Origin of the sequence: Nonomuraea ceibae (assembly GCF_019396325.1) — a bacterium.
Classification (GTDB): Bacteria; Actinomycetota; Actinomycetes; order Streptosporangiales; family Streptosporangiaceae; genus Nonomuraea; species Nonomuraea ceibae.
The window spans coordinates 44412-58517 of the sequence record NZ_JAHKRO010000058.1; the positions used below are offsets into that span (position 1 = coordinate 44412).

16 protein-coding genes and 1 pseudogene are annotated in these 14106 nt (G+C 68.7%); 14 read left to right on the forward strand and 3 right to left on the reverse strand.

Annotation, left to right across the window (positions count from 1 at the left end; genetic code table 11):
* Positions 1 to 320: 320 nt before the first annotated feature.
* Positions 321 to 977, reverse strand: a complete 657-nt coding sequence (locus tag KME80_RS29720) for a response regulator (protein WP_219509703.1) — start codon at positions 975 to 977, stop codon at positions 321 to 323.
* Positions 974 to 2128, reverse strand: a complete 1155-nt coding sequence (locus tag KME80_RS52895) for a sensor histidine kinase (RefSeq protein ID WP_219509705.1) — start codon at positions 2126 to 2128, stop codon at positions 974 to 976. Before KME80_RS52895 ends, KME80_RS29720 begins: the two co-directional genes overlap by 4 nt.
* A gap of 130 nt (positions 2129 to 2258) precedes the next feature.
* Here KME80_RS52895 and KME80_RS29730 point away from each other — a divergent pair, with 130 nt between their 5' ends.
* From KME80_RS29730 to KME80_RS29745, 4 genes are all read left to right on the forward strand, one after another.
* Positions 2259 to 2885, forward strand: coding sequence for a hypothetical protein (locus tag KME80_RS29730; RefSeq protein ID WP_219509706.1), 627 nt, complete (start codon positions 2259 to 2261; stop codon positions 2883 to 2885).
* A gap of 14 nt (positions 2886 to 2899) precedes the next feature.
* Positions 2900 to 3574, forward strand: a complete 675-nt coding sequence (locus KME80_RS29735) for a hypothetical protein (protein ID WP_219509707.1) — start codon at positions 2900 to 2902, stop codon at positions 3572 to 3574.
* Between the two features lie 321 nt (positions 3575 to 3895).
* Positions 3896 to 4414 carry a SigE family RNA polymerase sigma factor gene (locus KME80_RS29740; protein WP_219509708.1) on the forward strand — a complete coding sequence of 173 codons (519 nt, stop codon included), beginning with the start codon at positions 3896 to 3898 and terminating at the stop codon, positions 4412 to 4414.
* Positions 4411 to 5502, forward strand: coding sequence for a hypothetical protein (locus KME80_RS29745; protein WP_219509709.1), 1092 nt, complete (start codon positions 4411 to 4413; stop codon positions 5500 to 5502). Before KME80_RS29740 ends, KME80_RS29745 begins: the two co-directional genes overlap by 4 nt.
* A gap of 958 nt (positions 5503 to 6460) precedes the next feature.
* Here KME80_RS29745 and KME80_RS29750 read toward each other — a convergent pair.
* Positions 6461 to 6988: a hypothetical protein gene (locus tag KME80_RS29750; RefSeq protein ID WP_219509711.1), complete on the reverse strand. Its 528-nt coding sequence runs from the start codon at positions 6986 to 6988 to the stop codon at positions 6461 to 6463.
* Positions 6989 to 7624: 636 nt separating this feature from the next.
* Between KME80_RS29750 and KME80_RS29755 the strand changes: the two genes are divergently transcribed.
* The 10 genes and pseudogenes from KME80_RS29755 (at position 7625) to KME80_RS29790 (ending at position 13983) form a co-directional block, all read left to right on the forward strand.
* The gene (locus KME80_RS29755) at positions 7625 to 8584 is read left to right on the forward strand and encodes a DUF1963 domain-containing protein (protein ID WP_219509712.1); all 960 of its coding nucleotides are present in this window, start codon (positions 7625 to 7627) and stop codon (positions 8582 to 8584) included.
* Positions 8585 to 8650: 66 nt separating this feature from the next.
* The gene (locus KME80_RS29760) at positions 8651 to 8806 is read left to right on the forward strand and encodes a hypothetical protein (RefSeq protein WP_219509713.1); all 156 of its coding nucleotides are present in this window, start codon (positions 8651 to 8653) and stop codon (positions 8804 to 8806) included.
* Entirely contained in the window at positions 8775 to 9134 is a 360-nt protein-coding gene (locus KME80_RS53350) for a phosphotransferase (protein ID WP_219509714.1), read from the forward strand. The genes KME80_RS29760 and KME80_RS53350 overlap by 32 nt, the downstream gene beginning before the upstream one ends.
* On the forward strand, positions 9029 to 9250 hold the full coding sequence (locus tag KME80_RS29770) for a hypothetical protein (protein ID WP_219509720.1): 222 nt from the start codon (positions 9029 to 9031) through the stop codon (positions 9248 to 9250). The genes KME80_RS53350 and KME80_RS29770 overlap by 106 nt, the downstream gene beginning before the upstream one ends.
* Before the next feature lie 112 nt (positions 9251 to 9362).
* On the forward strand, positions 9363 to 9938 hold the full coding sequence (locus KME80_RS53355) for a glycosyltransferase (RefSeq protein WP_372455401.1): 576 nt from the start codon (positions 9363 to 9365) through the stop codon (positions 9936 to 9938).
* Entirely contained in the window at positions 9896 to 10030 is a 135-nt protein-coding gene (locus KME80_RS52075; protein WP_281427227.1) for a hypothetical protein, read from the forward strand. Before KME80_RS53355 ends, KME80_RS52075 begins: the two co-directional genes overlap by 43 nt.
* An 18-nt stretch (positions 10031 to 10048) precedes the next feature.
* A complete protein-coding gene (locus KME80_RS52080; protein ID WP_281427228.1) occupies positions 10049 to 10171 on the forward strand; it encodes a hypothetical protein in 123 nt (40 codons plus the stop codon).
* Between the two features lie 2 nt (positions 10172 to 10173).
* Positions 10174 to 10548 carry a hypothetical protein gene (locus tag KME80_RS29780; protein WP_219509716.1) on the forward strand — a complete coding sequence of 125 codons (375 nt, stop codon included), beginning with the start codon at positions 10174 to 10176 and terminating at the stop codon, positions 10546 to 10548.
* A 725-nt stretch (positions 10549 to 11273) separates the two neighbouring features.
* Complete coding sequence (locus KME80_RS29785; protein WP_219509717.1) at positions 11274 to 12896, forward strand: serine/threonine-protein kinase; 1623 nt, start codon at positions 11274 to 11276, stop codon at positions 12894 to 12896.
* Positions 12897 to 13092: 196 nt separating this feature from the next.
* Positions 13093 to 13983 (forward strand): annotated as a pseudogene (locus KME80_RS29790) (IS5 family transposase).
* The last annotated feature ends 123 nt before the right edge of the window (positions 13984 to 14106 follow it).

The following is a 14106-nucleotide window of genomic DNA, read 5'->3' on the forward strand; positions in this document are numbered from 1 at the left end:
GCACGGGATTCATCCGGCGGCGGCCGGTGGCGTGCGACACCGTGAATGGCAGCCCCTGGGCGATGGCGCCGGCCCGCCCGCCAGGAGAACCGGGAACCGGCCACCTGGTACGCGTTCCAGCATCGGCACCGCTGCGAGGTCCCCGAACCGACGGGGCCCTCTTGCAATGTCGCAGTCCATCGGCGTGGCCACTGCCGAGCGCGGCCGCAGCGCCCGCGCCTGGTCTGTGACGCGCCACGGATGATGTCGCTGTTTCTGCCAGGCCCTTGTCGTGATGGTTCGGGCAGCTGGGGGACGGACCGTCCGCTGCAGGATGGCAGTCAGCGCCTCGTCTCGCCGGGCCTGACCAGGCCCTGCTCGTAGGCGAAGACCACCGCGGCCACCCGATCACGTAACCCTGCCTTGGTCAGCACCCGGGACAGGTGTGTCTTCACCGTGGCCTCGGACAGGTGCAGCGCCTGGGCGATCTCCGCGTTCGAGCGACCGCGCCCGACGTGGGCCAGCACCTCCCGCTCACGGTCGGTGAGGCGTTCCAGGGCCCGCCCGCCTCCGGGCGGCACCGTCAGGAAGCGCTCGATGAGCCGCCGGGTCACCGCCGGCGCGAGCAGCGCCTGCCCGGCGGCGACCGTTCGTACGGCCTCGGCGAGCTGGCCGGGCGGGGCGTCCTTCAGCAGGAAGCCGCCGGCGCCCGCCCGCAGCGCCTCGTAGACGTACTGGTCGAGATCGAACGTCGTGAGCACCAGCACCGTGGGGGCATCGGCCTGGGCGCGGATGCGCCGGGTGGCCTCGATGCCGTCCAACATGGGCATCCGGATGTCCATCAGCACCACGTCGGGCCGTAGGCGAGAGGCCTCGGTGACCGCTTCGGCTCCATCCGCGGCCATGCCCGCCACCTCGATGTCGGGCTGGACGCCGAGCATGGCCGACAGTCCGGAGCGCGCCAATGCGTGGTCGTCGGCGATCAGGATCCGGATCATGGGGGCTCCACAGGCAGGTGCAGGCGGACGGCGTAGCCGCCGTCCGCGGCGGGACCGGATTCAAGTGTTCCACCGTAGAGGCGGGCACGCTCCCGCATTCCGACCAGGCCGTGCCCGGGCGGAGCCGAGGCCGGCGGCGCGTGTCCGGTTCCGGGCGGCGCGTTGACGACCTCCAGGTCGAGCTGCCCGATTCCGTACGTGACGCGGACTTCAGTGTCGGCCGGACCGGCATGGCGCCGGACGTTGGTGAGCGCCTCCTGGATGATCCGGTAGGCGGCCAGTTCCAGCCCGGCAGGCAGCGTGCGTCGCCCTCCTTGCTCGATCAGTCGCACCGGTAGCCCGCCTGTGCGTGCCTGTTCCACGAGCTCGGGGAGCCGGTCGAGGGTGGGCTGCGGCGTAAGGGCGTCGTCGCCGTCGTCGCGCAGAGCCTCCAGCAGGTGGCGCATCTCGGTCAGCGCTTCGCGGGCCATGTCGGCCACCGCGTCCATGTGGTCGCGTGCCCGTTCCGGTTCGGCCACGGCCAGCTCACGCGCGGCTCCGGCGTTCACCGCAATGATCGACAGGGAGTGCGCGACCACGTCGTGCAGCTCCCGCGCGATCCGCAGCCGCTCGGCGGCGACCGCCTCCTGAGCCTGCTCTCGGGTACGTTCGTGCGCGTCGCGCAACTGGACCTCCCGGCGACGCAGCAGCCGCCCGGCCATCCACGCGCCGGTGACGAAGAAGACCATGACCACGGCGGAGCCGACGTCCGGCCGGGTGTCGTAGAACTGCAGGACGATCGCGCCGGCCATGCCCCCGACAGCGCCGCACCACGCCCCGAACGCCACCGGCAGAGACCGTGTGTGCAGCGCGGCGGAGAAGGCGGCCACCAGCATCGCCGGGAACGGCGCGACCGTGGCGGGCGGGCCGTCGGCAGTGGCCGCCCGCAGCAGCAGCGCGGCCACGATGACAGCGAGAACGAGCAGCGGTACGTGCCGCCGTACCGCCAGGGGAACCGTCGTCACCAGGGCGAAGGCGATCCCGGCCCAGAGCGGGTCCGGGCCCGGTGGCAGCACCTCGGCGACGGCCCAGACGGCCAGCAGTACGGCGAGCGCCAGGTCCGAGCGGGGCGGGCGCCGGGGCACCTGGGCCAGCCGTGCGAGGGGGTCCACACGCAGAACGGTACTGCCGGACCGGGCCATGAGCGTCAGCCGGTTGAGGTAGCCGGGTCAGCTTCCGGTGGTAGGCGATCGCGCCTCCAGTCGGACGCGCCCGAAACCGGATGATTTCTACCGTTATGCCATGACATCTCAGGAGACGGCGCGAAGGCGCACCGCAGCGGGCCTGCTGGCTTCCCTCGGAGGGCTGGCCATGGCTGCCACCGGCGTGATGCAGGCGGTACGGCCCACCGACACCGATCCACGAGTGCTCGGCGAGGAACACCTCATCCTCGCCTTATTCGCGGCCTCTCTTCTTCTGCTCATCCCCGGCCTGTTCGCGCTGGCCCGTCGCGGCGCCCGTGCCGCCCGCATGGCCGCCGGCGTCGTCTCGGCCGGCCACCTCCTGCTGGCGTTCGGCGCCACCGCGTCGAACCTGAACGGCGAGGACTACGCATGGTTCGCGTACGTGGCCGTCCCGGCGAACCTGGCCATGCTCGCCGGCTCCATCACCATGGCGGTGTCGCTGTGGCGAGCCGGGACGGTGCCCCGGCTCGTTGCCGCCGCACTACCGGTGCTGTGGCTGTGCGAGATCATCCTGGCTCAGCTCGGCGGCGGGCTGATCGCCGGCGTGTACTGGCTCGCCGTGGGCGCCCTGCTCACCTCGGGCACCCTGTCGGTGCGGCCGCAGGCTGCCCACGCCGGACCCGGCGCCCGGGACATTCCTCCCGGGCATCGAGGCCAGGGCCCCGCGCGGTCCGGGACCGGTTGACGGTTGGCCGGCGCATGATGAAGGATCCTGACGCGTTCCGGCGGGTGGCCGCGGGAATCGCCCTGTTCGCCTGGCCGGTGCTGGAGTTCCTGGCCTTCCTCACCTCCCCGCCGGGGGCCGAGCACGATCCGGCCGTCTTCCGCGCGAGCGCGACGGCGGTCCAGGTCAGCGCCCTGCTCTACATCTGGGCGGCGCTCAGCCTCATCCCGGTCGTCCTGGCCCTGGGACACCTCCTGCGCCGGCGCGCCCCCGTGACGAGCGGGATCGCGACCGCGGCCGGGCTGATCGGCGCGGGCCTCGGCCTGACCTTGTTCACCACCGACTTCTACGACCTGGCCCTGGCCCAGACGCTGCCCGACGCCCAGGCCGAGGCGGTCATCCAGCAGGCCAACGGCCTGCCGGGCTTCGTGTACGGGATGCTCCTGCCCGGGTTCGCGCTGCACCTCGCCCTCCTCGCGCTGCTGGTGACCCTGGCCAAGGTCAAGTCCGTGCCCTGGTGGGTCCCGGCCGCCGCGCTGGCCGGCACCCTCGTGCCGTTCCTGACCATGGACCAGACGCCCGTCGTCCAGTCCACCGGCGCCCTGCTGCACCTGGCCGCCTACGGCTGGATCGGATGGCGCGTACTGCGCATGACGGACGCCGAATGGCGGAGCGGCGTCCCGGGGGCGCGGCACCTCGCCCTCGTGTGACGGCGACCGATCGCGCCCGCCTATCCACTGCGCCGAGCATCGGCAAGCACCCGGCTGACAGGCGGCGGGTCGAAACCGCACTGGGAGCCACCGGAAGCACTTCACTTTCCGTGGTTTCGCCCGGTCTCCCGCCGCGGAGATGATCAACAAGTGTCATGGAGCGTGAGAAACCTCAGCTCAGACCTGCATCCGTGGGTTCCGTCGTCAGCTACGGGACATCTGCTTGCGGCCTTCACCTACGGATTCGCCACAGATGGCGAGGCTTCGGGTGCAACCTTTCGTCCGGCGGATGGCGTTGGGAACAGGCGAGAGGAGATCACATTGGACCGTCACGACGGCTTCCGTGAGTTCGTGCTCGCCCGCCAGCAAGCGCTGATGCGGACCGCGTACCTGCTCACGGGAGACGCCCATCTCGCCGAGGACTTGCTGCAGAGCGTCCTGGCCAAGGTTGTGGGACAGTGGGGCAAGTTGTCCAGGGGCGGCAGCCCCGAGGCGTACATCCGCAAGTCGCTGATCAACCAGTACATATCCTGGAGACGTCGGTCGCGTCCCGAGCTGCCTAGCGCCGATGTGCCTCAGCACGGCGCTTCCTACGATGACGCCACGCTCGACCGCATTGTGTTGCGCCAAGCGCTGGCCAGGCTCACCCCGAGGCAGCGCGCGGTGATTGTGCTGCGTTTCTGGGAGGACCTGACCGAAGCGCAGACGGCCGAGGTGCTCCGCTGCTCCATCGGCAACATCAAGAGCCAGACCCATCACGCGCTGACCCGCCTGCGGACGATCGCGCCCGAGCTGGCACACCTGCTATCAGACGCTGAGATCGAGGAGGCGGCTCAATGACGCGACTGCATCGGGCGCTGGACGGCATCGCCGCCGAGGCGCCTCTGGTGAATCTGGCCGACGCGGCCATCGCCCGCCACCGGCGCAGGCGACTCGTCACGGCATCGCTGGCCGCGGTCGCGACCACCGTGGTGATAGGCGTCGGCGGCGTGGTCTTGGCGACGCCGTGGCGGATGGTCACCGAGCCGGCCGTGCAGACGGTGGCGCCGACCACGCCGGCCGTGGATCGGGCCGTCGTGGTACCCGATCTGCCTGAGGGGCCGGTGGGGAGGCTCAGCCACGCGTACCAGGCGAAGTGCGAGACGGACTGTGACGACGCGGAGTGGCGGGTGGTGACCTCCGACGGTACGGCATACCGCGTGCCCGGGGCGCTTCCGCGTACCGCTGACCGGTCGACCGTGCCCGTGGCGATCAGCCGGAGCGGGCGCGTGCTGGCCTACTACAGCCGCAAGGCGCAGGCGCACGTGGTACGCGACATGGAGACCGGGGCCGAGGCGGTCTCGCCGGTCAAGGTGCCGGAGAAGAAGATCCCACGCGGCGCGATTCTCCTGGTCTCCGACGACGGCCGCTACCTGGTCTTCGACGATCCGCAGGAGTTCGACGACTACCCCGGCATGCTCATCGACATGCGGACCGGCGAGCGGACGATGTTGAAGCGCGACTTCGAGCCGGTCACCATCAAGGACGGAGTGCTCGGACTGGTCAGGTATCTCGAGACCGATCTGTGGCTGATGCCCGTGACCGGTGGCGGCGAGCCGGTGCGCTTCGACGGCGTGTTCGTCGGGTTCAGCGAGGTCGCGCCGGACGGCCGGACGGTGGTGGCGCTCGACATGACCGGGACCCCGAAGAAGAAGCCAGTGCTCACCGTGCTCGACGTCAAGACCGGCAAGGCCCTGCGGAAGGTGCCTACTCCTGCCTTGCCCGGGGACCTCATGGCCACCGTGTGGCTCAGCGAGACGGAAGTCACCGTCAGGAACGGCGCCAAGGGTGGGCAGACGTATGCGCTGGACATCACGACTGGCAAGGCCCGGCTGCTCGCCGACCACGGCGATCTCTTCCGCCTGACCCTCCCCGGCCAGGCGAACTGACGCTCAGGAGAGCTCCAGTTCGCATCCGACGCTCGCGCTCGATTCCCGCGTCGGATGCGAACCCTGCGATAGTCAGTTATCCCGTCTGCTCCACCAGAGGACTCAATCACCACAGATCAGGGGCATATCCGTTGGATTTTCGCCGCTTGCTACCGGACGCCCACAAAGCTGGTTCTGGACGCGTACGGTGAGCGTCTGTTCGCACTCGAGGTCGTGCTGCTCCTGCACGGTACAGGGGTGCCACCGGAATACGACGGACATGGGCCGCGCCGAAGCATTGATCAGACAGCAGCGAGGCACTGTCTGGTCTGCCCCCCCCGATCAGTCCGCCTCCAGTCCATCTCGCCGCAACCGCTCAGCCTCGTCCACCTGTCCTCGGTCGAAGAACGCCGTGATCAACCGAGGAGCGGCGGCATCAGCGCCGCCAGCAGCTCGACCCACAGAAAGTCGGCGCCCGAGCTCCCCAACTGAGCAGCGCTGCGCCAAAGCTGGTCGGCGTAGCGATACAGAATCCGGCATCGGGCGGCGTCGCCAACTCCGGTTCGCTCTGTGGCGTCGGTGAGATGGTTGGTCAGGGCTTGCCAGCAGGTGGCTGGGATGTCGGCGCGGCGGCGTTCGGCCTGAGCGTGTTGGCCGCGCCGTGCAGTTCCTCGGTCAGGTACGCCAGCGCGCTTTTGAATCAGTTGGCGGGGGCCTTGGCGAGCGGCCGACGAACGACCACCCGGACAAGACGAACCAGGACCCGTCATGATGCTGATGGCCGTACGGGAGAAGACGCCGCCCGGCCGGACAGATGCAGCGATCGGCCCCACCTGGGGTGTTCACGAATGAGCGTGACCTGCACCGAGTCGGTCACGGTGATGATCGCTTCCCAGCTGTTCGGTGCCTTCAGGTACTGACAGCGCTCTGCGTGCGGCACACATCGGCATGGATCGGGAGGTCATGCACCACGTGAGGTTCATGGGCCGTCAGACCAGATGTACCAGGGGCCCTTGAAGTGCTCATACCTCCCCTCTTCTGGATCCGGTGCCCGATCCGGGATGTAGGCGAAGCCGTACCTCTTCCAATCCATCGTGAGCGAGGTGACCATGAACCTCGCTCCCCCGGGGATCTTCTCCACCTCGTCCACCCAATACAGGCCCCACCATCGACTGCTGGCATAGTCGCTGCTCACTGACCGGGCGTAGCGCTCCAGGCTCGGCTCTGACAAGGCGAAGCGCGCGTGCAAGGGGGCGTCGATCTTGACGAGCAGCACCGTGCCCAGCACCAGTGCAAGCGGGACGAACATCCAAAGCGCCCAACCCCGCCGACCCGGCCCTCGACCCAACATCCACGACCAGGCAATGGCGAGCGCCAGCCAGTACGGCACCAACGCCAAGGCCCACCCGGACAGGCCAGGAGTGCTCACCTCAAAGAGCGTCAGGAGGGAGGCGAGTCCGATCCCCCCGGTGAAGAGCAGAGCGCGGCGGTTGCGAGGCAGGCCCATAGGGCGATCTTGCCCGACACCAGGATCAATCGCAGCAGATCATCTCCCTGCACCCGCCCGATCTCGGCCACCTGGACAAGTTCGGCCGGGACTGCCCTACCTGACCCCACACTGCCGGAGCGCCTACCTGCGGCAATCCGCCCCCCGGTGTAGCCGACCTCGAAGAACTCGGATACGCCATCCGCACTTCCATAGACGACGGGCACCCGCTGACCCGCGCGAAGCCACCGCGGCTGCCCCGCCGCTTCCGGACGGCGATGCGGTCGGCCGACTCGGGAATGGTGCAAAGGCCACTATGACGCTCATCGGTGACACGGACACCGTCCCCGGAGGACCCACCTACAAGACCTCACCCAGGCCATCACCGAACCGGGCCTGAACCCTGCGAACGGCGCAGGCATCGGCTTCACACTGGCACGGGCATGACGGTCCGCCGTGGACGGCGCGATCGTTATCTTGGGTAGTCAAGCGAAATAGCTGGTCAGCTGCTTGAAGACCTGTCAGGCACGTGGGTTGGCCATGGCTGTCGCGCATGGGCCGCAGGAACCGTGATGCGGCTCCTTCCCGCAGGGCAAGGCCGGCCTCGAAGGTGGTGGTGTCAGGAACCTTCGAACCCGTGCTGATCGATCTCCAGGCATGGAGGGTGACGTCACGTCGGAGCTGATGGGATCTAACTACCCAGTACGCTCGACCGACACGAAGCACGCCGCGCAGCCGGGCCTTGACCTCATGGAGATTCGCATGACCCCTGAGATGCTGGACAAGCTCGGCCGGTTCCGTGAAAGAGCCTTGGCGAAGGGCATTCCTCTGGACGATGTCGAACGGTGGACGGGCACCGCGCGACCGTGCGCGACACTGAGATCGGTGGGAGGTGACGGGCCGGTGGTGGGCCGGCTCGGCGGTGCCCTGTTGCTCCCCGCCGATGTCCCCGATCCTTGGTGCAAACTCGCCGCCACCGTCGATCTCGCCGCGCTGCCTGAGGAGGCGACAGACCTTCCGCTGCCGCCCGACGGCCACCTGCTGCTGTTCGCCTGCCCCGACCCTGACATGATGGGCGAGGAGACGCTGGGCAGTGCGCTCTACGTCCCTGCCGGTACGCCCGTCGAGGAACGCCAGGTGCACATCCGCTGGGATCCGGTCTACGAGTACCACGGCGTGGCGGAGTACCCGGCGGGTCAGCTGCGCTTGAGCAGCGACATCTCCCTTCCCTGCCACTCGGAGGTCCACGACCCAGGGTCTGCTCACGCTCGCAAGCGGATCCCGGGGCATCCCTATGCCGCCGAACTGGTTGACGTCTGGCTGGAGGCGAACGACGTCTTCCATCCGGGGCTTCAGCTGGGTGGATACGCCAGGGACGAGTACCACGACGAGGACCCCGCCGTAAAGGCGGGACGGGAGGCAACGCAGGCGAAGGCGCCAGGCGAGCTGCCGCAATCCGAGACGGGCATAGGCCCCGAGGACTGGGTGTGCCTCGCCCAGTGGTGGCATTACATCCGCGGCATGGAATGGGCCGAATATTCTTGGTCGATCGCTCGGCAGGACCTGGAGGCGGGACGCTTCGATCGGGTGTACGCCACCATGACATGGAGTCCGTGACTGAACCGCTCCGGGGACGCGCTGGCCGGCGGCCCCGTTCCCGGAGCGGACGTCACAGCGCTGATCATGTGTGATCTCGCGCCGACCCTGCACGACCTGGCCGAGGACGGCCACGTCCCGCGCCGCGACACGCTGCGCCTGCTCGGCCGACTCCTGACCCAAGTCCATCGGCTGCCGTGCCCGCCATCCGGTGAGGGGGCCTGCTCCAGCCAGTGGACCTAGCCGGCAGGTCGACGACCTGCGCCGGCACCTGCCGCCCGGCCTGTGGGCCATCGCCCGGGCCCCGCTCCAGCGGGCGATCGAGCGGTACCCGGCGCGTCCGCGGGTGCTGTGCCACGGTGACCTGCATCCGAACAACGTGCTGATGCCCGCCCAACCCGGCGGCCGGCGCGTCGCGCACCTGACCGACTCGAGCAGGCCACGCTCGCCGCGGCCGAGTACGACATGGCGCAGACCATCGTCACCACCGACCTGCTCGATCTCCACAGCCAGGCCGAGCTCCTGGCCGCCTACCCGGCGGGCCTGTCGCGCCCTCTGCTGGCCGACCTGATCGCCTTCCAGGCGGTGCGCGGCTGGCGGTGGGCCGCGCTCCACGAACAGCGCCACCTCGCCCTGTGGCGGGCCCGGCTGCGCATCGCGCTCGGCCACCCCGCCCACGACGGATGAGCCGACGACGGATGAGCCGACGACGGATGAAAGGACGCCCCTGATGATGGATGACCCGGTGCTATCGGTGGTGATCCCCGCGTTCAACGAGGAGAAATACCTGCCGCACTACATGCCCACCGTGCGCGCCGCCCTCGCACACTGGCAGCAGGCCAGCGGCCTGCACGGCGAAGTGATCGTCGTGGACAACGCCAGCACCGACGCTACCACCCAGGTCGCCGCCGACCTCGGAGCACGCGTCATCGCCGAGCCGACACGCGGCATCGGCCGAGCCCGCAACAGCGGCGCCGGTGCCAGTCGGCCAATACCTGGTGTTCATCGACGCCGACGTCGACTTCCCGCTGGAAGGCATCACCGAGGCGATGCGGCACTTGAGCTCAGGCAGGTGCGTCGGCGGCGCCATCCCACCTCTGTACGAGCCGACCAAGACCGGCACACGGCTGCTGGTGGCCGCCTGGGCGATGTATCGCCGGCACTTCGGCGGCGCCCAGGGCGTCACCCAGTTCTGCACCCGGGAGGCGTTCTTCGCCCTCGCCGGCTACCAGCCGGATCTGTACATGAGCGAAGACGTGGACTTCTTCAACCGCCTGACCCGGCTCGGCCGGCATCGTCACCAAGCCAGTCGTTCACGTCAGGCACCTGCGGGTGCGACCATCCAACCGCCGCTTCGAGCAGTGGTCGAGCCTGAAGATGCTCTGGTGGGCCAACCCGATCACCGCACACCTGTTCCAGAAGTCCCGCCTCTTCTGGCGCAACTGGTACGACACCACCGTCCGCTGATCCGAAGGAGAGGCCCGCGTGCAGCTTCCTCTCCCGGACGCCGCCGGCGTCTACACCTTCGCCGACGATCTGCCGCCGCCCATCGCGACCGCCAAGACCAGCTGGCCGGGCGTCGCCGCGGCAGCGATCGCACCCTCATAGAAGTGATCGCCCCCTACGGAGATCATCCTTACCTGATCGAGGAGCGCACGCCCTCCGGCCGCCCGGTCGCGGTCATCGAACCCCACCACGACGACCTGGCCCTGTCCGCCAGCGGCCTGTTCCTCACCGAACCGCGCCCGCTCACCGTGATCACGGTCTTCACCCGCTCCCGAAGCGCGCACCGCAGCGTCCGCGCCGTCCACCACGGCCAGGCGGCGATCTCCGCGCTGCGCGCTGAAGAGTCCCGCCAGGCGCTGCTGCCGCTGCACGCGGGCCGGCAGATGCTCGGCCACCACGACGCCACCGCACCGTATGGCCCCTACAACCCGGCCCAGCTGAGCGCGGTCTGGCCGTCCTGGCCGCGGCCGGGCTGGTAAGCCGGCGCATCCGCCGCCAAGTCCCGCGGGCAGACCAGAACACCAGATCGGGCCGGCCTGCCTGAACCTTCGACGGGCACAACACGAACCCGACCACGGACCTGCTGGCGACCCTCGTCTCGGATGGCGCCAAGGGGGCCACTGACCCGGACTTCCAGGACGGCAGGTTGCCGCTCATGTTCCCGTTCCGAGGCGGTGGTGACGAGTTCAAGTCGCGGCCCGCTTTCGAGGACTTCCACGCACGCGGTCATGGCCAGCGGCTTCCACCACGGGCGCGGTGTCCCTCCCCCGTGTGGGAACCGCCACCGTCACTCCTCATGCGCAACAACCGCAGCCGGGGAGACGGGCGCCAGCACGTCAGCCCGACCAGCGAGCACGTGCGCACGGTCACCACGATCAAACACCAGTCGCTCGTACAGCGCCGCCGGGCCTGCCCCGCTGCTCATGGCGTACTCCGGCACTGGGCGTACGCAGAGTGTGCACGATCCAGTGGAAACGCTGCCGACCCGGGACAGGTGGGCGCTCCTCGCCTCGGACGGGTAGAGCGCAAACACCGGCTCAGTGGAACGAGGCCGGCTGCTGTGGCGGACCGTCTCAACGGTTGACGGGATGCAGCAGCGGGCGACCAGGGCGGTAGAGACGGCTGAGATTCTAGGAGTTATCTCATATCGTCCTGTGTGGAAGGGTACGTTCGAGATCACAAGTGGGTGTGGGAGGACCTGCGAGTGCCCGACGAGAAACTGAAGCCGCTTGAGGCGGGCGACCCCCAGATGGTCGATGGGTACCGGCTGCTGGCGCGGCTGGGTGCGGGCGGGATGGGTCGTGTCTACCTCGGCCGCTCGAAGGGTGGCCGGCCGGTCGCTGTCAAGGTGATCCATCCGTACCTGGCGGAGGACAGGCAGTTCCGGCGACGGTTCGAGGCGGAGGTCGCCGCAGCGCGGCGGGTCGGAGGTATCCATACCGCGCAGGTGGTGGACGCTCGCGCCGACGCCGATCCGCCCTGGCTCGTCACCGAGTACATCGCGGGGCCGTCGCTGTACGAGGTCGTCAGCGAGCACGGCGCGTTCTCCGCGGCGGCGGTCGCGGGGCTCGGCGCGGGCCTGGCCGAAGGGCTGATGGCGATTCACGAGCGGGGGGTCGTCCACCGGGACCTCAAGCCCGGCAATGTGCTGCTCGCTCAGGACGGGCCTCGAATCATCGACTTCGGTATCGCCCGCGCGCTCGATGCGACCATGCAGACCACCCGTACCAGCGTGGTCGGCACGTCTGGATTCATGTCGCCCGAGCAGCTTCGGGGACGCGAGGTCGGTCCGGCCGGTGACGTGTTCTGCCTTGCTGCCGTGCTGGTCTTTGCCGCCACCGGACGGGGGCCCTTCGGAGAAGGCTCGATCGAGGCCCTCGGCTACCGCATCGTCAACGAGGAACCCGACCTGGCCGGCGTGCCCGAGTCGTTGCTCCCGCTGATCGAAGCAGGGCTCGAAAAGGATCCGGAAGACCGGCCCCGCCTGGATGTGTTCCTCGAACGTTGCTCCGCGCTCGTCGAGGGTGACCGCACACCACTGCCGGAGCCCGTCAGCACGATGATCGCCACGCGGGTGGCGGAGACCAAGGTGCTGGTGCTGGCGCCGCAGGACGTGCAGGGGAACGACCAACGGTTTCCGCCGCTCGGACGAATGAAGTTCCCTGTGGCTGCGGTCGCGGGCCTCCTGCTGGTCGCCTTCGCCGCCTGGGCCATTGTGGACCAAGGACAGGCACCGGCCACTTCCAAGGCCATCGCCACTGCCCAGCAGACCCCGACATCCCCGGCATCCACGCCCCAGCCCTCCGAGACCGACAGCGCCACCGACAGTGCCACCCCCACCCCGAAGTCTGATCCCATCCGCAAGGCGTTCGAGAAGATCTCGGCGGGCGATTGCCTGGACGCCTACGAGCGTCCGACCGGCGGGTGGAATCGGAGTAAGCCACGCGCGGTCGGCTGCGGCCGCTCCGACGCTTACGTGAGGGTGCGCAAGGTGGCCGACGACTCCTCCGAGTGCATCAGCGACTACGACTTGGACGGGGGATCGTGGTGGAGCTACGGCGAGCAGCCCAACGAGATCGCCCTCTGTGTGCAGCGGCAGTTCCGCGTGGGCGACTGTTTCCTGGCCAGAAAAGGTGAGGACAAGGACTCGGTCGCCATCAGCAACAATGATCTGATGACGTTGTGGCCGTGCAAGGTTGGCTCGGCCCCGGGAGCGTACGACTACATCCTCCGTGTCACCGCATTCACCAGCGGTGCCTGCCCGCCGGGCGGCAGAAGGGCCAGCTGGGAGATTCGAGGCAGGACCCTCTGCACCCGCATAGTTTGACCACGTCCGCCGGCCACGGCAGCGACCTGAAACGGGTGCCGTTAACGAACGTGTCACCAGCCCAAAGGCGGATGATCATGGTTGATATCGCCGCTGTGATGGTGACGTGGCCACGGTGGATCTCCTGGCATGGAGCGCGCGCCGTTAGAGAGTGTCTGACAAATGATTAACATTCGCGCTTGAATGGTTGATCGTGGTGCGACGTGGTGAGCTGACCGACAAGGCGTGGGCGCGAATCGAGCCGTTGCTGCCGGTGACCGACGGGCGGGGACGTCCCTGGCGCGATCACCGGGAAGTGATCAACGGGATCCTGTGGAGGTTGCGGACCGGTGCCCCGTGGCGAGACGTCCCCGAGCGGTATGGGCCCTGGCAGACCTGCTACGAGCGGTTCAAACGCTGGGAAGAAGACGGCACCTGGGCACGGCTGCTGGAGGATATGCAGGTCAAGGACGACTCGATCGGCCAGGTCGAGTTCACCGTCAGCATCGACTCCACCATCGCCCGCGCTCACCAGCACGCCGCCGGGGCCCGTAAAAGGGGGACGGCGGCGGGACGATCGATACGAAGCGATCGCAAAGGCGGCAGGCGCTCGGACGATCCCGGGGCGGGCTGAGCACGAAGCTGCACCTGCTCGTCGAAGCCCGCGGGTTGCCGCTGGTCCTGCATCTGACCGGCGGCAACACCGTCGACTGCACCGCTTTCGAGGACGTGCTGTCCAAGTTCCGGATGCGCCGCCCAGCCGGCGGCCGCCCCCGCCCGGCCTGATGTTGTCATCGGCGACAAGGGCTACTCCACCCGCAAGATCCGGCTCGACCTGCGCCGGCGCGGCATCAAGGCGGTCATCCCTGAGCGGCGTGACCAGATCGCCAACCGCAAGCGGCGAGGCAGCCAGGGAGGCCGCCCGCACGCCTTCGATGCCTCGGCCTACAAACAGCGCAACCTGATCGAACGCTGTATCGGCAAGCTCAAGCAATGGCGCGCCATCGCCACCCGCTTCGACAAGCTGGCCAGCCGCTACCTGGCGGGTGTCACCATCGCTTCACTCATGATCTGGCTCCGCAATGCCGAATTATCAGACACTCCCTAAAAGTTGTTGCAGAAAGTAGCTGAGCGGGCATTCTTCGTGTATGGGCGGGGTGTTACGGGCTGATCCGTTGTGGGTGGAGACGTTCACCGGGCTGCCGATGAGCCGGTTCCAGCGGCTGGTGCG

Coding starts and splice junctions, on each gene's coding strand:
- KME80_RS29770 (WP_219509720.1), top strand. CDS start 9,029: ATGGCGCAGACCATCGTCACCACCGACCTGCTCGATCTCCACAGCCAG.
- KME80_RS29720 (WP_219509703.1), bottom strand. CDS start 977: ATGATCCGGATCCTGATCGCCGACGACCACGCATTGGCGCGCTCCGGA.
- KME80_RS29730 (WP_219509706.1), top strand. CDS start 2,259: ATGACATCTCAGGAGACGGCGCGAAGGCGCACCGCAGCGGGCCTGCTG.
- KME80_RS29745 (WP_219509709.1), top strand. CDS start 4,411: ATGACGCGACTGCATCGGGCGCTGGACGGCATCGCCGCCGAGGCGCCT.
- KME80_RS29750 (WP_219509711.1), bottom strand. CDS start 6,988: ATGGGCCTGCCTCGCAACCGCCGCGCTCTGCTCTTCACCGGGGGGATC.
- KME80_RS29760 (WP_219509713.1), top strand. CDS start 8,651: ATGTGTGATCTCGCGCCGACCCTGCACGACCTGGCCGAGGACGGCCAC.
- KME80_RS53355 (WP_372455401.1), top strand. CDS start 9,363: ATGCCCACCGTGCGCGCCGCCCTCGCACACTGGCAGCAGGCCAGCGGC.
- KME80_RS29755 (WP_219509712.1), top strand. CDS start 7,625: ATGGAGGGTGACGTCACGTCGGAGCTGATGGGATCTAACTACCCAGTA.
- KME80_RS29735 (WP_219509707.1), top strand. CDS start 2,900: ATGATGAAGGATCCTGACGCGTTCCGGCGGGTGGCCGCGGGAATCGCC.